Below are 16,565 nucleotides of genomic sequence, written 5' to 3'. Positions count from 1 at the left end.
TTGTTGTATCGCTCATTATTTGACTACGTTATAAATGACCCGTTGTGAGCGACTCCAGTTATCGTCAATCGCAATATTGGGTTCATGGTTTTCTTGTTTCACGCAGTAGTTCTTAACCAGGCTTTTTAACTCTGCCCCGTTGAGTGTGCCGAACATCAGACGCGTATTCAGTTCTTTCAATAACACATCGTGGAGTGAATAGGTGGTAGGTCTTTGCAGTGAAAACTGCGCCGCGTCAGCCAGTAAGTCACGCGCATTATCGGCCATCAAACGGCGTTCACAGCGACCCGCAGGTTCATTTTTAGCCATTTCTTCATCGTAAGCTTTCTTCTGGGCTTTCTCAAAATTAAGCGCTCTGTCCAGTTCCGCTTTAATACCCTGAACATCCTTGGCAGAAGAACAGAATGTTTTTAAATAACGAATCTGTATGGGGGTCAGCGTGCCATTCTGGTTCGTTTGCTGACGTAATTTACCGGCCATTCTGAGACAACCGTTTTTTTCATCCATCAACGATGCTGATTGTAATAGGGCATTCAACGTTTCCTGGCGATCTTCCTGTAATGCGGCTTCGGCATAATACAGTTTCCAGCGCATGCCTCCGGCAAGAAACAAATTGACAACCTGGGTATCACCGCGGTCGATAGCGGCGCGAAGATTTTTTTCATCCCAGGCAATGCCGATATTCGCCAGTTCTTTACGCGGATCGCTACTGGTTTCTTTTTTCGCACCGGCAACCGTTTTACCCACTTCCCCGAGATCGCTACGGATGGACTCCGTATTCACCAGCGTCTTGGTTGAGGTTCCGAAAGTCAGTACCGAGCCAACAATAATGACGACGATACCGCCCAGCACCCAGGCCACTCGATTGCGAATGATGCCCGTTTCCATTTTGATTTTTCCAATATCCTGAGCCTGAGCCGCCAGGTCATCCTTTATTCCCTGAACGTCGCCGCCAAGATCGTCAATTTTTTGGGCGGTCCGTTCGAAATAGCGCGCAACCTCAGCATTGCTGTCATCAAAAAAACGATCAGGGTTAACTTTTACCCGACCTTCATCGAAGGCCTCCTGTACCGGCTCAGTAATTTCTCGGTAATAGTAATTCACCAATGTTGTTTGGACGGAGGTTACCCGCTTATGATGCGCCAGACGGTTGCGAATTACGCGAATATCGTCAAGAAAGGTATTCAGTGTTCTACGTTTATCGTTAACAAAGCTGAGCAAAGGGGTATATTGATAAAGTGGAGAATAGTGGATGGGATATTCGTCTTTATCAATAAACAGTGAGGCGAGTTCACTGAAAAGAGTACCGCTCAATACGTCATCACGATCGGCAACGTTCAGCCATTTTTTTACACGTTCCTGACCAAATAATTTGTTCAGGTGCTCAAGTAGGGCTTGTTGGTTATTGTACGCTTCATTAATTAAACTACGAATGGTCAACTCTAATGCCCGTACCTGCTGCAAACTACGTAACTGCTTTTCTTCGTCTTCGTTATTCAGCGTCGTTGAGTAAGTTAATTGAGGCTGTTTTTCTCGCAAATATTCGAGCTGCCACAAAAAACGCAACGCGGCAATGGTTAGATTTCTGTCGGCAGGCTGGCCATCTGTATTTCTGCCGAGCCATTTGTTCAAGGTGCGTAGTGCCGCAAGAAAGCTCGCCATTTCCTGCTCGTTATAGTTAAAGCGGGTCGCTACACTGTTCCAGTTGCCCAATTTCTCTCGGGCTTTATCAAGTGAATCATAAAACGTATCAGGCGAGAGTTGCGTGGGGGCTGGCATGCCCAGCAGGGATAAGATTTGTGGAAATGCGCTGTCGAAAAGAGACAGGCAACGAGTAAAATCGTTGTGCTCAGAAGCAGATGAATGATCGACCATTATATTCTCACATGGTTATTCGCTGAGTTTTCCCGGCCCGATCTAATCGCACTGTGTCAGGCAACTTTCCCAGCAGCCAGAATGCCATAATTCGACAATTATTCGGGATTTTTAATCAGTTCGTCAATATATATGGCGGGCGTAATATTGGTAGTAGACATTGCGGCCAATAATGCGTTGCTATGGGTTCTTAACGCAAATTATGGTTGCTGCGATGGGATTTAATGTTTATTGGCTAACAAACCGCGCAGATATTGGGTAAGTAAAACGCAGAAAGCGGGGCGGATGAATCAGGCGACTACACGCCAATAATGCCACAAATAATGCCGCATTATTGGCGTAACTCACGACTGGCGTTTATCGTCGTTCAAAACGTTGACGTATCTGCCGTCGTATTATCCCGGATAAATACCACGGTCCTTACGTGCCAGCAGGATACGCTCGCAGGCCACAATATAGGCAGCAGTGCGCAATGAGCAGGATTTCTCCGCCGCTTTCTCCCACACATGAACCATCGCATCGGTCATGATTTTATCCATGCGATTGTTGATCTCTTCTTCGCTCCAGAAGAAGCTGGCCATGTCCTGAACCCATTCGAAGTAGCTGACGGTGACGCCGCCTGCGTTACATACGACGTCAGGTACCACGATGATACCGCGGCTTGCCAGCATATCATCGGCATCCGGGTAAGTTGGGCCGTTAGCGCCCTCAAGCACCAGTTTGCAGGTCAGTATTTCTGCACGTTGACGGGTAATCTGCCCTTCCAGCGCGGCAGGGATCAGGATATCCATCTCCACGCTCCAGAAGGCTTCGCTGGCGATAGTTTCCGCCCCCGGGAAACCGGCAATCTGTTTGTGCTCCAACTGCCAGGCGGTCAACGCGGTCATGTCGATCCCGGTGGTGTTAAACAGGGTGGCAGTGTGATCCTGAATGGCAACGACGCGTGCGCCAGCACTGGCGAACAGGCGAGCCGCTTCACTGCCGACATTACCAAAGCCTTGTACCGCTACGCGCGCGCCTTCAACGTCGATATCGGCACGACGAGCCACTTCCAGACCGCTGACGAACACGCCACGACCCGTTGCTTTATCACGACCCAACGAACCGCCAAGGTGGATAGGTTTACCGGTGACCACGCTGGTTACGGTGGTGCCGTGGTTCATGGAGTAGGTATCCATCATCCATGCCATCACTTTGCCGTTGGTGCCGACATCCGGCGCTGGAATATCTTTTTGCGGCCCAATGATAATGCCGATTTCGCTGGTATAGCGGCGGGTTAAACGCTCCAGTTCACCTTCGGACAGCGAGAATGGGTCGACGCGAACGCCACCTTTGGCACCGCCGTACGGCAGGTTCAGTGCGGCACATTTGATGGTCATCCAGGCGGAAAGGGCCATCACTTCATTAAGATCAACATCAGGATGATAACGCACACCGCCTTTTCCCGGGCCGCGGGAGAGGTTGTGCTGTACACGATATCCTTCGAAATGGCGAATAGTGCCGTCATCCATCTGCACCGGAATATCGACAATTAGCGCGCGTTTCGGGTGGCGCAGGGTATCCACCCAATGGGAAAGTTCGCCCAGGTAAGGGGCCACACGCTCGATTTGTTGCAGGTAGGTATTCCAGGCAGATGTGCTGCTATCTGAAGCGTAAGATAACTTATCCATGATAAACCTTAGTTATAAAAGTAATATGTTCTTAATTTGGCCGTGGTATACAGTGGATCTCACCATATAAACTTAAATTTAACATTTTTTTCAAGAAACGGCCTGTCCTCCAGCCCTCTAATAGCCATATAAAAAATATGTGAATTAAGCGTTAAGTGAATAATTATCTATTGATTTTGCGAATGTTTGCGATCAAGTAGCAATTCAGGCATTTAATATGCATCGTGCATGAGAATGACTATTTGTCAGATTTATGATGCACCTCTAAAAGTAAACAATATGATAATTATTTGTGTTTTCTTGATTGCATTTTAGCGGCGCGTCAGTAGGTCACTGAGATAGTGACGGTGTCCGCATAGTTGTCGGGGGTGTAGTTCGCGCTGGGAACGGTGGCATACACCGAATATGGCGTAGCGGAGCCGGTGCCAGTGCCTGTAACGGTATTGAGCGAGCTGTTGCCCCACACTGTGCCGGAAGGCCCTGGCGTTGAGCTGAGCTGATAGGGCACTTTATCGCTGTTTGCCCCCGTTCCGCTCATCACACCGTTGCCTGCAGTATTGCCGTTGGAGGGTTGCAGTCCAATGGTATAAGGGGTGTTATTGGTGCATGCCACCCCGATGGTATTTGATGCTGTCGCATTGCGCTGAGTTGCCTTCACCGGGGTAAAACTAATGTTAGTGGCCGATGTGATATTGCACTGTTTGCTGACAGTGGCTGATACGCTGAAGGGAAGTCTGGCGGCAACGGTATCACCGCACGTGGTGGGCGGAATAACTAATCCAGGGTTGAGGGTGATAAGCGCCGTGGCTGCCGTATAGCTGTCCTGATAGCTTCCGGGGACTGCAGAAGTTTGCGGCGTGACGAGCTGGGCGGATACTGTCAGTGAACCGGTCACTGGGAGCAAATTGAGCAAGTTAAGTTGTACCATGGGAACCGAGGTTCCGCTCTGATACTGACTCCCCCAGATTTTACTGTGCCCGGCGTCCTGATATAGCTGATAGCTCAACGTTCTGGCAGGTGTTCCGCTTAACGACATATTCCGTGTTGCCACCTGACCGCTGACGCCCGATGCGCCAATATTAAAACAGAGGTTAATCCCCGCCAGTACGTCGGTCACTTCTTTTGCACAAGTCCAGGTGAAGGTCATTGAGGTCGTTGCGCCTGATGATGACAACGGGTCCACTGCACCAAAACTAATTGGTTGGACGTTACTGACGGAGCAGGTTACCGCATGACTTATCCCTGGACAGACGAGGAGTGCAGCGATAAACAGCAACTGTCTTAATTTCATGAATGAACTCCTGCTATTGTGACCGACATTCCAGCGGGCCTATTTGTACAATCCCCTTTGCATTGGCGGGATAATCGAATTGTGCGTTACAGCTACCGGTATCTGTGTCAACGCGTAACCTGTTGTGCTGTTCCAGGCTGTCAAACCAGGCCATTCCATCGAATCCGACGACGGATGACTGGCCTGCGCCGTTAGTGATATATGCCATGCTGCCCTCAGAAATGGCCTTACCCTGTTCATTAACGAGAGTAACCTGCGCGGCGCGTACGGGAGTGATACCAAAACTGACCAGGGTTCCGGAGCGATCCGCCGGCGTTGCATTGGCTTCAACGCGGGCGATCCGCATATTGGCGGGTAGATCCATGGGGTCAATACTGATTTGATTGTTTTGATAGCTATTGAGTGACGTGACCAGCAGCAGACCCTGATCGTCGCTGCGACCGACAAGGTTGTTTTGCAGCTTGACTGGCACGTCCGGAATGCCGTCTGTTGATACGACGGCAAAACCATTGTTGATTTCCCGAGCCGCGAACAAACCTCCCCCCATCGCAACCAGGGAACCGGTCGCACCAGCATAACCGTAGTGGTTGTCGGGCAGGCGGCTAAATCCGGTGTAGGCTTTTCCGAAACGGCCCAAATACCCGACTTCTCCCTGGCCGCTTTGCCGGGAGGCTTGCTGGCTGGCAGCGACGTTCCATCCCCAGCCGCCGTCACCCGGTGGCGTTTGGCTGGCATTGATCTGGTAGCCGGTTTCATTATTGGTATGTTGTACGGTACTGCTGGCGCTCAGATTACCGCTGGTGGTGACCGTCACCATCAGGTAAACGCTGCGATCGCGGGTGTCGTCAATATTCTGGTTAAATCCGGCATTGAGTGAGATGTTTTCGGTGACGGATTTGAACCAACTGGCGTTGGCGTAGCGTACCGCGCTATCGTGCGGATAGCGAAACTGCAGGTAACTCAGGCTGACATTGCCGGCTGACGCCATTGCATAACCTATTACCGTATTGCTGCTCAGCGAGGGTGGCGGCTCACCATAATGGGTCGCGACATCACGGTAGTCACCCGACGTCGCCGTTGTGCTGGTGCTGAAATTAAACTGTTCACCTGACCAACGGTAACCAACACTGTACAAAAATCCACTTTTCCCTGAGTCCGTACTGGCTGCCAATGCGGTGGACACTGTGCCGCTGCGCGGGCCGGGAACCCAGTCATTGCTAAAACCTGCGTTAATCAGCCCATCACTGGTTTCCGCGTGTGTACCTGCAGTAAAGGTGTTACTGAATCCCCGACGCCAGGTCCCGCTAAACACAGGGGCACTGGCATAATCAAATGAGGCGTAACCGTAATTCTCTCTTACTGCGCCTAATTCCGCTGACCAGGCTGTTAGCCCTTCTCGCAGGAGTTGCTGATCGTTGTAGAACGAGAAATTTTGTACTGTCGTTCTGCCCAGCGCGTCGGTCATCATCACCTGACCGGTCCCTGCGCCACTGATATTAGGCATGGTGTTGATTTGAAAACTTCCGGCCGGAACCTCCCCGTTGTAGTACTTAACCCCATTGACGTACAACTCAACGTTTGAAGGAAGCGTGGCAGAACCAAGATAGGAGGGAAGCGGGGTGGTTGGCATGTACGGCTGTAAACCAAAATCGGTTCCTATCTGGATGCCGCCAATGCGGGTCGGTCGGGACCAGGTGAGCGAGCTTGTCAGGGTATCGCCAACGTTTATCGCCAACATATTTTCCGGAAATGACGTGCGCCAGCGGGTGTCCATGCGGTAGAAGGCATTATCTGCGTTGGGCGCGGTGGAATATTGAGTCAGTTGGGTTGTGCTTAACACCCCTAAGCCATTAAACGCGCGCAACTCGCTAAATGTGTTGGCGCTGGTTTCATCTCCCTGCTGAGCATAGACATCGTAATTGAGTAACGCCCCACGTGAGTTTGATGCTATTGGTGTCGCTTCGCCGGTCGGGTTCACCTGCGTGGTGGCAAGATCAAGGGAACCGAGCGGCACAGTGAGCGCCAGAGTTTGTTGTTCGACGTTGTAGTCAATGCTCAGTTGGGCAATATCGTTCAGGCTGACGGTGGCAGCCGCATTTTGCGGTAAGCGAAAACCCAACTGTCGTAGGGTATTGGCGCCAGCATAGAGTTTTTCATTCTCATAGCCAAAATGAACCAAGCCGACAGGGTTTCCATTCAGGGTCACGTCGAGATATAAATCGATGCCCGCAAGAGGTGTTGCGTCGCCAATAATTCCACTGTTTGTCTGGTTATTATTGATCGCGTGAGCTGAAACCATTCCAGATAATAATGCTCCATTGAGTAAGCAACATTTCACCAGAAGCCAGGATCTCTTAGAGATCTTGTACTGTTTTTTGGCCATTAACTGTTACTTCAACTTTACCGCCATAATGGGTATCGCTGGCGGACGTGGATAATATCCACCGCATTGTTGAGCCCGGAAGAACATAGCCTAATAGTCCCGGCGTAATGACCTTTTTCGCACCATTATGGTTTATAAAGGTTGCCGCTGATAATTGCGCATGACCATTTCCCTGATTACTGACTTCAAGAAATTTTTTGCCGTCAAGTTGCTGTAATTTCCATTGCAATTTGGCCTGGGTTTCAGCCTGCGCCGTTGGTTGAATAAATACAGGTACGGAATAATGCAGCACAAACTGAAGTTTATTTTTTTGTAATTTTGCTGGCGGTAATTCGTCAATTGATAACCGATAGGCATCTTCGGTATGTGTCGATGGCGGGCCGGTGCGAATAACACGAATCAACTGGCGTTCACCAGGGGCTAACGCCAGCATCGGCGGGCTGATAACCAGCCCCTGAGAGGGAGACAGCTTATCGCCGTATGCGCTTTGGCTCCAGCGAAAGACCCGAACCTGGGCATTCAGCACGTTTTCTCCGGCATTGCTTAGCCAGATCCCATCGGCATTTTGCGACGCTTGCAGCGTTAATGTAACTGGAGCAACCTGCAATCCGCTGGCTGTCGCCGGATTTACGCTCATAGCCGCTCCTAACAGGCATGCGCAGGCATACTGCTGTACAGGCAGTTTTACTGTCATCTGTGTTCCTGAATTTAGTAGTTAACGTTTACCGTTACGGTGTCGGCATAGTCGTCAGGTGTGAAGTTCGCGCTTGGCGCGGTGGCATATACGGTAAAACTCTGTAGAAGCCCAGTTCCCTGGGATGCAACACCATTTCCTACCGTGGTGGCGGTGGCCGTATTCCCCCAGACCGGTCCTGTTGCTGATGTTTGGTTCAGCTGGTAAGGCACTTTATCGGTATTGTTTGCTGCATTTGCGACAGAGGACATGGCTCCGGACCCCGTGGGTGTCCCGCCGTTGGCCGCTGAAGGTGCCAGGCCAATAAAGTAGGGGGTGGTTTTTGAGCAATTAATTGAAATTGTGTTGCTTGCGCTGGTATTTGTCGCAGTGGTATTCACGGGACCGAGAGTAATATTTGAAGCCGACCCCGCAGTGACGGTACACGCTTTTTGTATCGTCATCAGTACCTGAAATGTCCCGCTTGTAGACGCTGCGTTTGCCGCCGGAATAATGGAAAAGGCGCCGCAAAAAAGAATTAAGCGTTTGTCGAAGACTAGAGCCATATCCTTCACCTTTTTCAAATAACCACATTTTTTGCTTTAAAAAAACAATAATGTGACACAAGAAGACATGAGTTAACCCTAGAATAAGTATTAGACGTACGCCAGTTGATCTCATGAATTTTACTTAGAGAAAAGGTGATGTCGTCGACAAAAAAATAATACCAACGGGTGAGTATGTCGTTTCTTTTTTATGCTACTCAAAAGTATGCCGTGAGGTAGCTATTTCGGAGGCCAGCTATTACAACTGGAAGGCAAAGTATGGCGGGATGGAAGCGGCCGATATTAAAAAATTCAAAGACCTTGAGGATGAGAATCGACGTTTGAAACAAATGTTTGCCGACCTGAGTCTGGAAAATCTCACGTTAAAAGACGTCATCGAAAAAAAGCTTTAAAACCAGCGATAAAGCGTGAGCTCGTCAGCTATCTGACGGCACAATTTGCCATGAGTTTACGCCAGGCCTGCGGGACGTTATCGTTGAGCAGGACGGTGTATTTTTATCAGCCCAATACCGGACGTGAAGAACCAGTGATCCATGCGCTGACTGAGCTGGCAGAACGCTATAACAACGAGCGGCCTCATGAATCCCTGAACAACCTGACGCCGGAAGAGTACCGGCTGATGGCTGAAAAACCGGAAATTTCAAAAAATGCGTGGAACTAAAACAGGTGTGCTTACAATTGCACTCACCAGCGTGCTCAATTTTAGCTGTGTTTCTAAGGTGCTGACACGGTCGCTATGAAAACAAAAATCCACGCAGCTGCGTGGATTTTTTTCGCGTTCATTGATCTGATAAAGCTCCGGAAAGCCTGATCAGACAGCAGAAGCAACTTAAACGTTGAACAGGAAGTTCATCACATCGCCATCTTTAACGATGTAATCTTTACCTTCTGCACGCATCTTGCCGGCTTCTTTCGCGCCTTGCTCACCTTTATAGGTGATGAAGTCTTCAAACGCGATGGTTTGTGCGCGGATAAAGCCTTTCTCGAAGTCGGTGTGGATCTTACCAGCTGCCTGCGGGGCCGTTGCGCCGACAGGGATGGTCCATGCACGGACTTCTTTCACACCCGCGGTGAAGTAGGTCTGCAGGTTCAGCAGTTCGTAGCCTGCGCGGATAACGCGGTTCAGGCCCGGCTCTTCCAGACCCAGTTCAGCCATGAATTCTTCACGGTCAGCATCATCGAGTTCTGCGATGTCAGCTTCAACGGCAGCGCAAACGGCAACCACAACAGAACCCTCGGCAGCCGCGATTTCGCGCACTTTGTCGAGGTACGGGTTATTCTCAAAACCGTCTTCGTTCACGTTGGCGATATACATGGTTGGCTTCAGCGTCAGGAAGCTCAGGTATTTGATGGCTGCTTTGTCTTCATCAGTCAGGTTTTTCAGCGCTCGCAGCATACCAGCGTTTTCCAACTGCGGCAGGCATTTTTCCAGTGCAGCCAGTTCAGCTTTAGCGTCTTTATCACCGCCTTTGGCTTTCTTCTGTACACGGTGGATAGCACGCTCGCAGGTGTCGAGATCGGACAGTGCCAGTTCGGTGTTGATAACGTCGATATCGTCAGCCGGATCCACTTTATTGTTCACGTGGATAATGTTGTCGTTTTCGAAGCAGCGAACAACGTGACCGATAGCTTCGGTTTCACGAATGTTGGTCAGGAACTGGTTACCCAGGCCTTCACCTTTGGATGCGCCTTTTACCAGACCCGCGATATCCACAAATTCCATTGTGGTGGGCAGGATACGCTGCGGTTTAACGATTTCGGCCAGTTGATCCAGACGAGGATCGGGCATCGGGACAACACCCGTGTTCGGCTCGATAGTACAGAACGGGAAGTTTGCCGCTTCAATACCCGCTTTTGTGAGCGCGTTGAACAGGGTGGATTTGCCTACGTTTGGCAAACCGACGATACCGCATTTGAATCCCATGTTTAAATCACCTTAATCTTTTGATATTCAACCTGTTATGGAAAACAGATTGTAGAAATGTAAATAACTTTGCCTATTATACACAGCACGCGAGAAAAATGCCGCACATCGCTGCTTATTGCGCTTTAAAGGTGTGTAACCGGCTCGTTGCTTTGGTGAGTCCATCTTTGAATAAAATCTCGGTACAACGTGCCGCTTCGTCAATGGCTTCATCAATTAACTTCTGTTCTGAAACAGGCGGTTTGCCTAAAACAAAACCGACAACTTTATTTTTATCGCCCGGATGGCCGATTCCAACGCGTAAACGATGAAAGTTAGGGTTATTGCCTAACTTGCTGATGATGTCTTTCAGGCCGTTATGTCCGCCATGACCGCCGCCGAGCTTAAATTTGGCGACGCCGGGCGGCAGATCTAATTCATCGTGGGCGACCAGAATTTCATCAGGGTTAATGCGATAAAAGCTGGCCATTGCGCCAACGGCTTTGCCGCTCAGATTCATAAATGTGGTCGGTACCAGCAGGCGGACATCTTCACCTTCAAGCGTGACTCTGGAGGTGTAACCGAAGAATTTCGGCTCATCGCGCAGGGGGGCACGGAGTCTCTCTGCCAGTAAATCGACGTACCACGCGCCTGCATTATGTCGCGTTGCCGCATACTCTGCGCCGGGATTCGCCAGGCCGACAATCAATTTAATCGCCACGTAATTTGTCCTGAGTGTGTCTATAACCGGCGTGTAGTTTACTGTTTGCCGACGCGCTTGACAAAAAACTGCGTGGGTCGCACCGAAAACTGAATAATTGCAGAAGTGGACTATTGGAAATTGAGGGTGTTCAGTAGCTTATTTGTAAAGTTTTGTTGCGTTGGTGTTTGTATTTGTGATCACAGGCGCACTTGCGAATGGCAGTGTTGTCTATACTTTACACATAAGGATTAGGGGTATTCCCTGTAACAACCCAAAGTTCCGGAGGTGACACATGAAACGCAAAAACGCTTCGTTACTCGGTAACGTGCTCATGGCTTTAGGGTTGGTGGTGATGGTCGGTGGTGTTGGTTACTCTATTTTAAACCAGTTACCGCAATTTAATCTGCCACAGTTTTTTGCACATGGTGCCGTGCTCAGTATTTTTGTTGGTGGAGTCCTCTGGCTGGCGGGTGCCCGCGTCGGCGGACATGAACAAATCAGTGACCGCTACTGGTGGGTTCGCCATTACGACAAACGCTGCCGTCGTAATGATAGCCAACGCCACAGCTAAGTGCTGACATAACCTGCAGACCAGCCAGCGTTACGCTGACTGGTCGTTAGTTTTTCTCGTTGCTGCGCGAGCGGGATCGCATGCGCTGTAACAGTGCTAATAGCGCCAACATACTCGCCAGATATCCCATAACGACCGCTCCCTGATGTTTTCTGCTCTCAAGCTGCGGGTCAGCGGCCCATGCCAGAAACGCGGTGACATCTCGTGCGTACTGTTCTTCCGTTTGGGGAGCATGCGTTTGCATAGCCCAGGTGATGTCATTGTCAGCCAGCGGTTTGGGCATATTAATCATCCCGCCAGGGAAAAAACGGTTGGTTTTCATCTCCGGGTCATCGGTTGCATACCCGGTCAGCAGCGCATAAACATAATCAGCGCCTTGCTCGGTGTAGGGGGTGAACGCATCCAGTAAAAATCGCGGAAACCCACGGTCGTAGGTTCGCGCTCGAACGATATAACTCAGGTCAACCGGCAGCGCGCCATTATTAAGGTATTTTGCTTCCTGGTCATTCAGATAAGGTGACGCGAAAACATCGTTCAGCTTGCCTTCCCGTTCGCCGGGTTGACCGTCGTCTTCAATTGTCGCGAAGACGTAGCCGCTGGCCAGTGTTTTGGCCTCCGCCTCACTGAGTTGCGGCCCTCCAGCTTTAGTTAACGTTTTGAAAGTGAGATATTTCATACCGTGGCAGGCCCGGCATTTCTCTTCGTAGACTTGCAGCCCGCGTCGCAGTTGTTCGCTATCGTGTTTACCGTTCACGCCGCTAAACGACCATGTCTGCGCGGTGGGTAGCTGTGCGCAAATCGCGTTGCTCAATAAAAGAGCCAGAGTCAGAGTTGCAGTGGGTAAAAATCGCGCCATGATGTCAGTCCTGTCGTTCCAGTAAACGTCGGCACGGCAGCACAAGCAGAAACCATGCAAAATAAATAACGGTTGAAAGCTGAGACGCCGCGCGTGTCCAGCCATCGTCATCGCTAAAACCATCAATTAAGTCCGGCCCGACCAATGCTTTTGAGCCCAACCAACCCAGAAAGAGCGCATTGGCGACCCACAGCCAAAAAATGGCTTTAACCAGCCGACTGTTATTACGAAACCGTGCGTGTGACGTATCCAGCCACGGGAGAAAATAGAAAATCAGTACCGCAGCGCACATCGCAGTGATGCCTGCCAGTTCATTGGGGAAGCAGCGCAGAATGGAGAAGAAAGGCAGGAAATACCATTCAGGCGCGACGATAGCCGGTGTGAGTGTCGGGTCTGCCGGAATAAAGTTATCGGCGCTGCTGAGATAGTGCGGCGCGAAAAACAGAAACCAGGCGAACAGCATTAAAAAGAGGGTGAGTTTGATTGCATCGTTTTCGGTGATGCGAAAATCGAACAACACACGCTGAGACTCTTTGGGCGAAAATGTTTTCTTCCGCGCGTGGGCAAAAGCCGACTGGACGGTACGGATGTGCCATATCGTAACCGCGACAATGGCGAAGGGGATGATAAAGTGAAGGACATAAAAACGGCCTAATGTCGGCGTGCCGGGCATATAGCCACCGACCAAAAAGGTATATAGCGTATCGCCAATAAACGGTATCGACCGGGCGAAACTGGTGATGACCGTAGCGGCCCAGTAGCTTTTTTGCCCCCAAATCAGGCTATAGCCGAGAAACGCGGTGATCATCAACAGCACATACAGCGTCACGCTGATTGCCCACATCTTCAGATAGGGTTTGCGGTAGACGTTGTAATACATTGCCCGGAAAATATGCAGATAACAGGCGAAGAAAAAAAGCGACGCGCCAATAGCATGCAGATTGCGCACCAGCTCACCGTGTCTGACTGCGCGCAGAATATGAACAATAGAGTCAAAAGCGGATCCCGCTGTAGGCACATAGAACATAGCCAGCACGATACCGGAGAGCATTTGCACGCCGAGCATGACCAGCAATATGAGACCAATAGCAAAGATCCACACGCCAGCGACTGAGCGGGGGACAGGAAGACGAAACTGCAGGTGATACCAGGGGGAGGACGGATAAGCGGATTTCATCTCAGGCATCCTTCGTACCAATACGCAGACTCAGGCCGTCAGCCGACACGCTAAAGTCAGGGATGGCCAGATTCGCCGTGGCCGGGCCTCGTGTTACGCGCCCGGAGGTGTCAAACTCTGAACCATGACACGGGCAGACCCAGCCCTGTCCGTTGGGGTTGGCATTGGGTACACAACCCGCGTGGGGGCAGTAACCTTGTACTACCAGCCACTGTGGATGTGCCGCTGCCACCCGCTCGCTATCCGCCTGTGGATCGGCCAGTAGACGCAGATCAGCTTGCCGCGCCGCGGCAATCTCCTCCGTCGTGCGGTGGCGAATCAGGATCAGTTTTCCCTGCCAGATACGCTTCACCGTCTGGCCTGCTGTTACGCCTGCGAGGGAGACATCAACAGGTTCATTTTCCGCCACCGTTTTATCATCCGGACCCAGCGCGGAAATGAGTGGCCAGACGGCGGCAGTCACGCCCGCTGCGCCGACAAATTTCGTCAGCTTGCACAGGCAATCGCGCCGCTGAGTTTGGATTGTTTCGCTAAGCGTTTTTTTGTCCACCACCATTATTCTCCCTTTGTGACGGCGTTACTGTTTATCGATGCGGGTATAAATTTCCTGAAAACGCTTATCGGCAAGACCAGGGGCTTTGAACGCGCGGTAGCTGTCGGGTAAAACGGCGTCGCCGACTTTAATCAGCATGATCATGCCCTGCGCGTAGTGCGGTGAACATTTGATGCCGTAGAAACCTGCGTTGTCGTATTTCACTTCAATCTCTTCATCGATTTTGCCGATAAAGCCGGGGTATCCGGCGGGAGAGAGTTCGGCAATCGACGCGGCATTGTGGCTCTTATGTTTGCGGATAAACTTCACGCTATCACCTGGCTGGATCGCCAGATAGTCCGGCTCATAAACCATCGGGCCGCCTGTACCGCGGTTTTTCATCAGCACTTCGTAGGTTTGTGCAAAAGCCGTCGAGGTGAAGGCTAACAGGCATAAGATTTGCAAACTTTGCTTAACACATTTCATTGCGGTTCCTTTCGGTGTTTACGCGGGGCGTTGGTAACGGATAAAACAGTTCTCTTCGTCGGGGGCGTGTTCGACAATCGCGTCGATCCCAAACCAGCTATTAAGATTTTCACGGGTAAAAATGGCGGCAGGACGCCCCTGCATCGCCAGCTGTCCGGCTTTCATCACCATGATGCGATCGCAGAACATCGCCGCATGATTCAGGTCGTGTAGGGCAGCGATGACGGTGAGTTTTTCACGTTTAACCAGATTGAGCAGGCCAATCTGATGCTGTATATCAAGATGGTTTGTCGGCTCATCCATCAGCAGTACCTGCGGCTGTTGTGCCAGCGCTCTGGCGATGTGCAGACGTTGACGCTCTCCGCCGGAGAAGGTATGCCAGCAGCGATGCTGCATGTTTTGTAGAGCGACTTTCTCCAGCATCGTCTGCACAATATCGTCGTCTTTCCTCGACCACGGCGACAGCAGGCTCAGCCATGGCGTGCGACCAAGCGAAACCGCCTGAATGGCGGTAAGACGCTCACTGGTTTCAGCCTGTTGTTCAACCAGTGCCACCTTTTGCGCCAGATGGCGGCGTGAATAGCGTCGAATATCCTGATGGTTTAACGTAACGTGCCCGGAAGACGGTTTCAGTAAACCCGCCAGGAGCGAAATCAGCGACGTTTTCCCAGAACCATTGGGGCCGATAATGCCGACAAACTCGCCGCGCGAGACCTGAAAAGAGACATCATTGACGATGGCTTTGCCTTTGACCTCCCAGTACAGATGCTGGGCGTTTACCACAGGATTAGCGGTCATTTCCCCGGATTCCCTCGTATCAAAATGATGGCAAATGCAGGTGCGCCGACCAGTGCGGTAATCACGCCGATCGGCAAGACCTGTCCTGGAAGTAAGGTGCGTGAAATAACATCCGCGACGATAAGGAAAATGGCACCAATAAGAGCGCTGACGGGCAATAGACGATGGTGCTGATTTCCCACCAGTAACCGCGCAGCATGGGGGATGACCAGTCCGACAAAGCCAATGGCGCCGACGATTGATACCATTATGGCCGTCATCCCTGTTACGGCGGCAATCAGTACGCCACGGGTGCGTTTAACGGGAATGCCCAACGATGCCGCTGATTCCGCGCCAAACGAGAAAGCATCCAGATGGCGGGCGTAGCAAAAGCAAACGACGATGCCAATCAGCGCAGTAGGGATGGCCAGCACGACATCCGGCCAGCGTACTCCGCTGAGATTGCCCAGCAGCCAGAACATGATGCCCCGAGCCTGTTCGGCATTGGCTGAGCGCGTAATGATGAGCGAGGTAATGGCATTGAACAGCTGCGAACTGGCAATCCCGGCGAGAATGATTTGCGTGGTGGCCGAGCCGCTTTTGCCCCTTGCCGCCATCGCCAATAGCGCGACAAACAGAAATGCCGTCAGCGCGCCAATAAACGCGCCAAGCGACATGGAAATGATCCCTGCGCCAAGTCCGGTCAGGGCGATGAGCACCGCGCCCGTTGAGGCTCCGGCAGAAATACCCAGCAGGTAAGGTTCGGCCAGCGCATTGCGCAGCAGCGACTGGAGAACCACGCCTGAAACCGCCAGACAGGCTCCGCAACAGGCGGAAACCAGCGCGCGGGTCAGGCGGTAGTTCCAGATAATCCCGGCATCAAGCGCATCCACCGCATACTGTGTATCAAACAAGCGGTTTGCCAGCGTATGGCTGACATGCTGCCACGGGATAACCGTCTCACCGATTGAAATGCCCGCCAGAAGGACGCCGCACATCACCATGCTGACCCACAGCGCGTGGAACAGCGTCCTGCATGCAAGCTGGCTCATGGCATGACGCGTCCTGCGTAATTCGCTCATTGTTTACGACTTCCCGGAAT

At 51.3% G+C, this 16,565-nt stretch carries 15 protein-coding genes and 2 pseudogenes; 3 read left to right on the top strand and 14 right to left on the bottom strand.

Annotated elements, in window-relative coordinates; all coding sequences use genetic code 11:
- Positions 1-15: 15 nt before the first annotated feature.
- The 6 genes from AL515_RS14250 to AL515_RS14225 form a co-directional block, all read right to left on the bottom strand.
- Positions 16-1,875 (bottom strand): STY4199 family HEPN domain-containing protein, encoded by a 1,860-nt coding sequence (locus AL515_RS14250; protein ID WP_061068037.1) that lies wholly within the window; start codon positions 1,873-1,875, stop codon positions 16-18.
- Between the two features lie 395 nt (positions 1,876-2,270).
- Positions 2,271-3,545 carry a Glu/Leu/Phe/Val family dehydrogenase gene (locus tag AL515_RS14245; RefSeq protein ID WP_048211442.1) on the bottom strand — a complete coding sequence of 425 codons (1,275 nt, stop codon included), beginning with the start codon at positions 3,543-3,545 and terminating at the stop codon, positions 2,271-2,273.
- Between the two features lie 322 nt (positions 3,546-3,867).
- Complete coding sequence (locus AL515_RS14240; protein WP_061068036.1) at positions 3,868-4,836, bottom strand: Csu type fimbrial protein; 969 nt, start codon at positions 4,834-4,836, stop codon at positions 3,868-3,870.
- A gap of 13 nt (positions 4,837-4,849) precedes the next feature.
- Positions 4,850-7,135, bottom strand: coding sequence for a fimbria/pilus outer membrane usher protein (locus AL515_RS14235; protein WP_061068035.1), 2,286 nt, complete (start codon positions 7,133-7,135; stop codon positions 4,850-4,852).
- A 55-nt stretch (positions 7,136-7,190) separates the two neighbouring features.
- Positions 7,191-7,913, bottom strand: coding sequence for a fimbrial biogenesis chaperone (locus AL515_RS14230; RefSeq protein ID WP_061068034.1), 723 nt, complete (start codon positions 7,911-7,913; stop codon positions 7,191-7,193).
- 14 nt (positions 7,914-7,927) lie between these two features.
- On the bottom strand, positions 7,928-8,458 hold the full coding sequence (locus tag AL515_RS14225; RefSeq protein WP_048211446.1) for a Csu type fimbrial protein: 531 nt from the start codon (positions 8,456-8,458) through the stop codon (positions 7,928-7,930).
- 200 nt (positions 8,459-8,658) lie between these two features.
- On the opposite strand from AL515_RS14225, the pseudogene AL515_RS14220 reads away from it, so the two are divergent.
- Both AL515_RS14220 and AL515_RS24000 read left to right on the top strand, forming a co-directional pair.
- Positions 8,659-9,020 (top strand): annotated as a pseudogene (locus tag AL515_RS14220) (transposase); the annotation flags it as partial.
- Positions 9,018-9,119, top strand: a pseudogene (locus tag AL515_RS24000) (integrase); the annotation flags it as partial. The pseudogenes AL515_RS14220 and AL515_RS24000, both read left to right, overlap by 3 nt.
- Positions 9,120-9,287: 168 nt before the next feature.
- Here the strand turns inward: AL515_RS24000 and ychF are convergent.
- Both ychF and pth read right to left on the bottom strand, forming a co-directional pair.
- Positions 9,288-10,382, bottom strand: coding sequence for a redox-regulated ATPase YchF (gene ychF / locus AL515_RS14215; RefSeq protein WP_048211448.1), 1,095 nt, complete (start codon positions 10,380-10,382; stop codon positions 9,288-9,290).
- Between the two features lie 115 nt (positions 10,383-10,497).
- The gene (gene pth, locus AL515_RS14210; RefSeq protein WP_003020814.1) at positions 10,498-11,082 is read right to left on the bottom strand and encodes an aminoacyl-tRNA hydrolase; all 585 of its coding nucleotides are present in this window, start codon (positions 11,080-11,082) and stop codon (positions 10,498-10,500) included.
- A 274-nt stretch (positions 11,083-11,356) separates the two neighbouring features.
- Between pth and ychH the strand changes: the two genes are divergently transcribed.
- Complete coding sequence (gene ychH / locus AL515_RS14205) at positions 11,357-11,635, top strand: stress-induced protein YchH (protein ID WP_048211449.1); 279 nt, start codon at positions 11,357-11,359, stop codon at positions 11,633-11,635.
- 46 nt (positions 11,636-11,681) lie between these two features.
- Here the strand turns inward: ychH and AL515_RS14200 are convergent, their stop codons facing one another.
- Genes AL515_RS14200 through AL515_RS14175 form a run of 6 tightly spaced genes read right to left on the bottom strand, consistent with a single transcriptional unit; the run spans position 11,682 to position 16,545 of the window.
- Positions 11,682-12,491: a cytochrome c1 gene (locus AL515_RS14200; RefSeq protein WP_061068032.1), complete on the bottom strand. Its 810-nt coding sequence runs from the start codon at positions 12,489-12,491 to the stop codon at positions 11,682-11,684.
- 4 nt (positions 12,492-12,495) lie between these two features.
- On the bottom strand, positions 12,496-13,668 hold the full coding sequence (locus AL515_RS14195; RefSeq protein ID WP_061068031.1) for a cytochrome b: 1,173 nt from the start codon (positions 13,666-13,668) through the stop codon (positions 12,496-12,498).
- A 1-nt stretch (position 13,669) separates the two neighbouring features.
- Entirely contained in the window at positions 13,670-14,224 is a 555-nt protein-coding gene (gene petA / locus AL515_RS14190) for a ubiquinol-cytochrome c reductase iron-sulfur subunit (protein WP_071887352.1), read from the bottom strand.
- A gap of 21 nt (positions 14,225-14,245) precedes the next feature.
- Positions 14,246-14,686: a pseudoazurin gene (locus tag AL515_RS14185; RefSeq protein WP_048211453.1), complete on the bottom strand. Its 441-nt coding sequence runs from the start codon at positions 14,684-14,686 to the stop codon at positions 14,246-14,248.
- Positions 14,687-14,704: 18 nt separating this feature from the next.
- On the bottom strand, positions 14,705-15,484 hold the full coding sequence (locus AL515_RS14180) for an ABC transporter ATP-binding protein (RefSeq protein ID WP_048211454.1): 780 nt from the start codon (positions 15,482-15,484) through the stop codon (positions 14,705-14,707).
- Positions 15,481-16,545 (bottom strand): FecCD family ABC transporter permease, encoded by a 1,065-nt coding sequence (locus AL515_RS14175; protein WP_061068030.1) that lies wholly within the window; start codon positions 16,543-16,545, stop codon positions 15,481-15,483. The genes AL515_RS14180 and AL515_RS14175 overlap by 4 nt, the downstream gene beginning before the upstream one ends.
- Positions 16,546-16,565: the final 20 nt, after the last annotated feature.

Origin of the sequence: Citrobacter sp. FDAARGOS_156, from assembly GCF_001559235.2 — a bacterium.
Taxonomy (GTDB): Bacteria; Pseudomonadota; Gammaproteobacteria; order Enterobacterales; family Enterobacteriaceae; genus Citrobacter; species Citrobacter youngae.
This window is presented reverse-complemented; position numbering and strand designations above follow the sequence as displayed.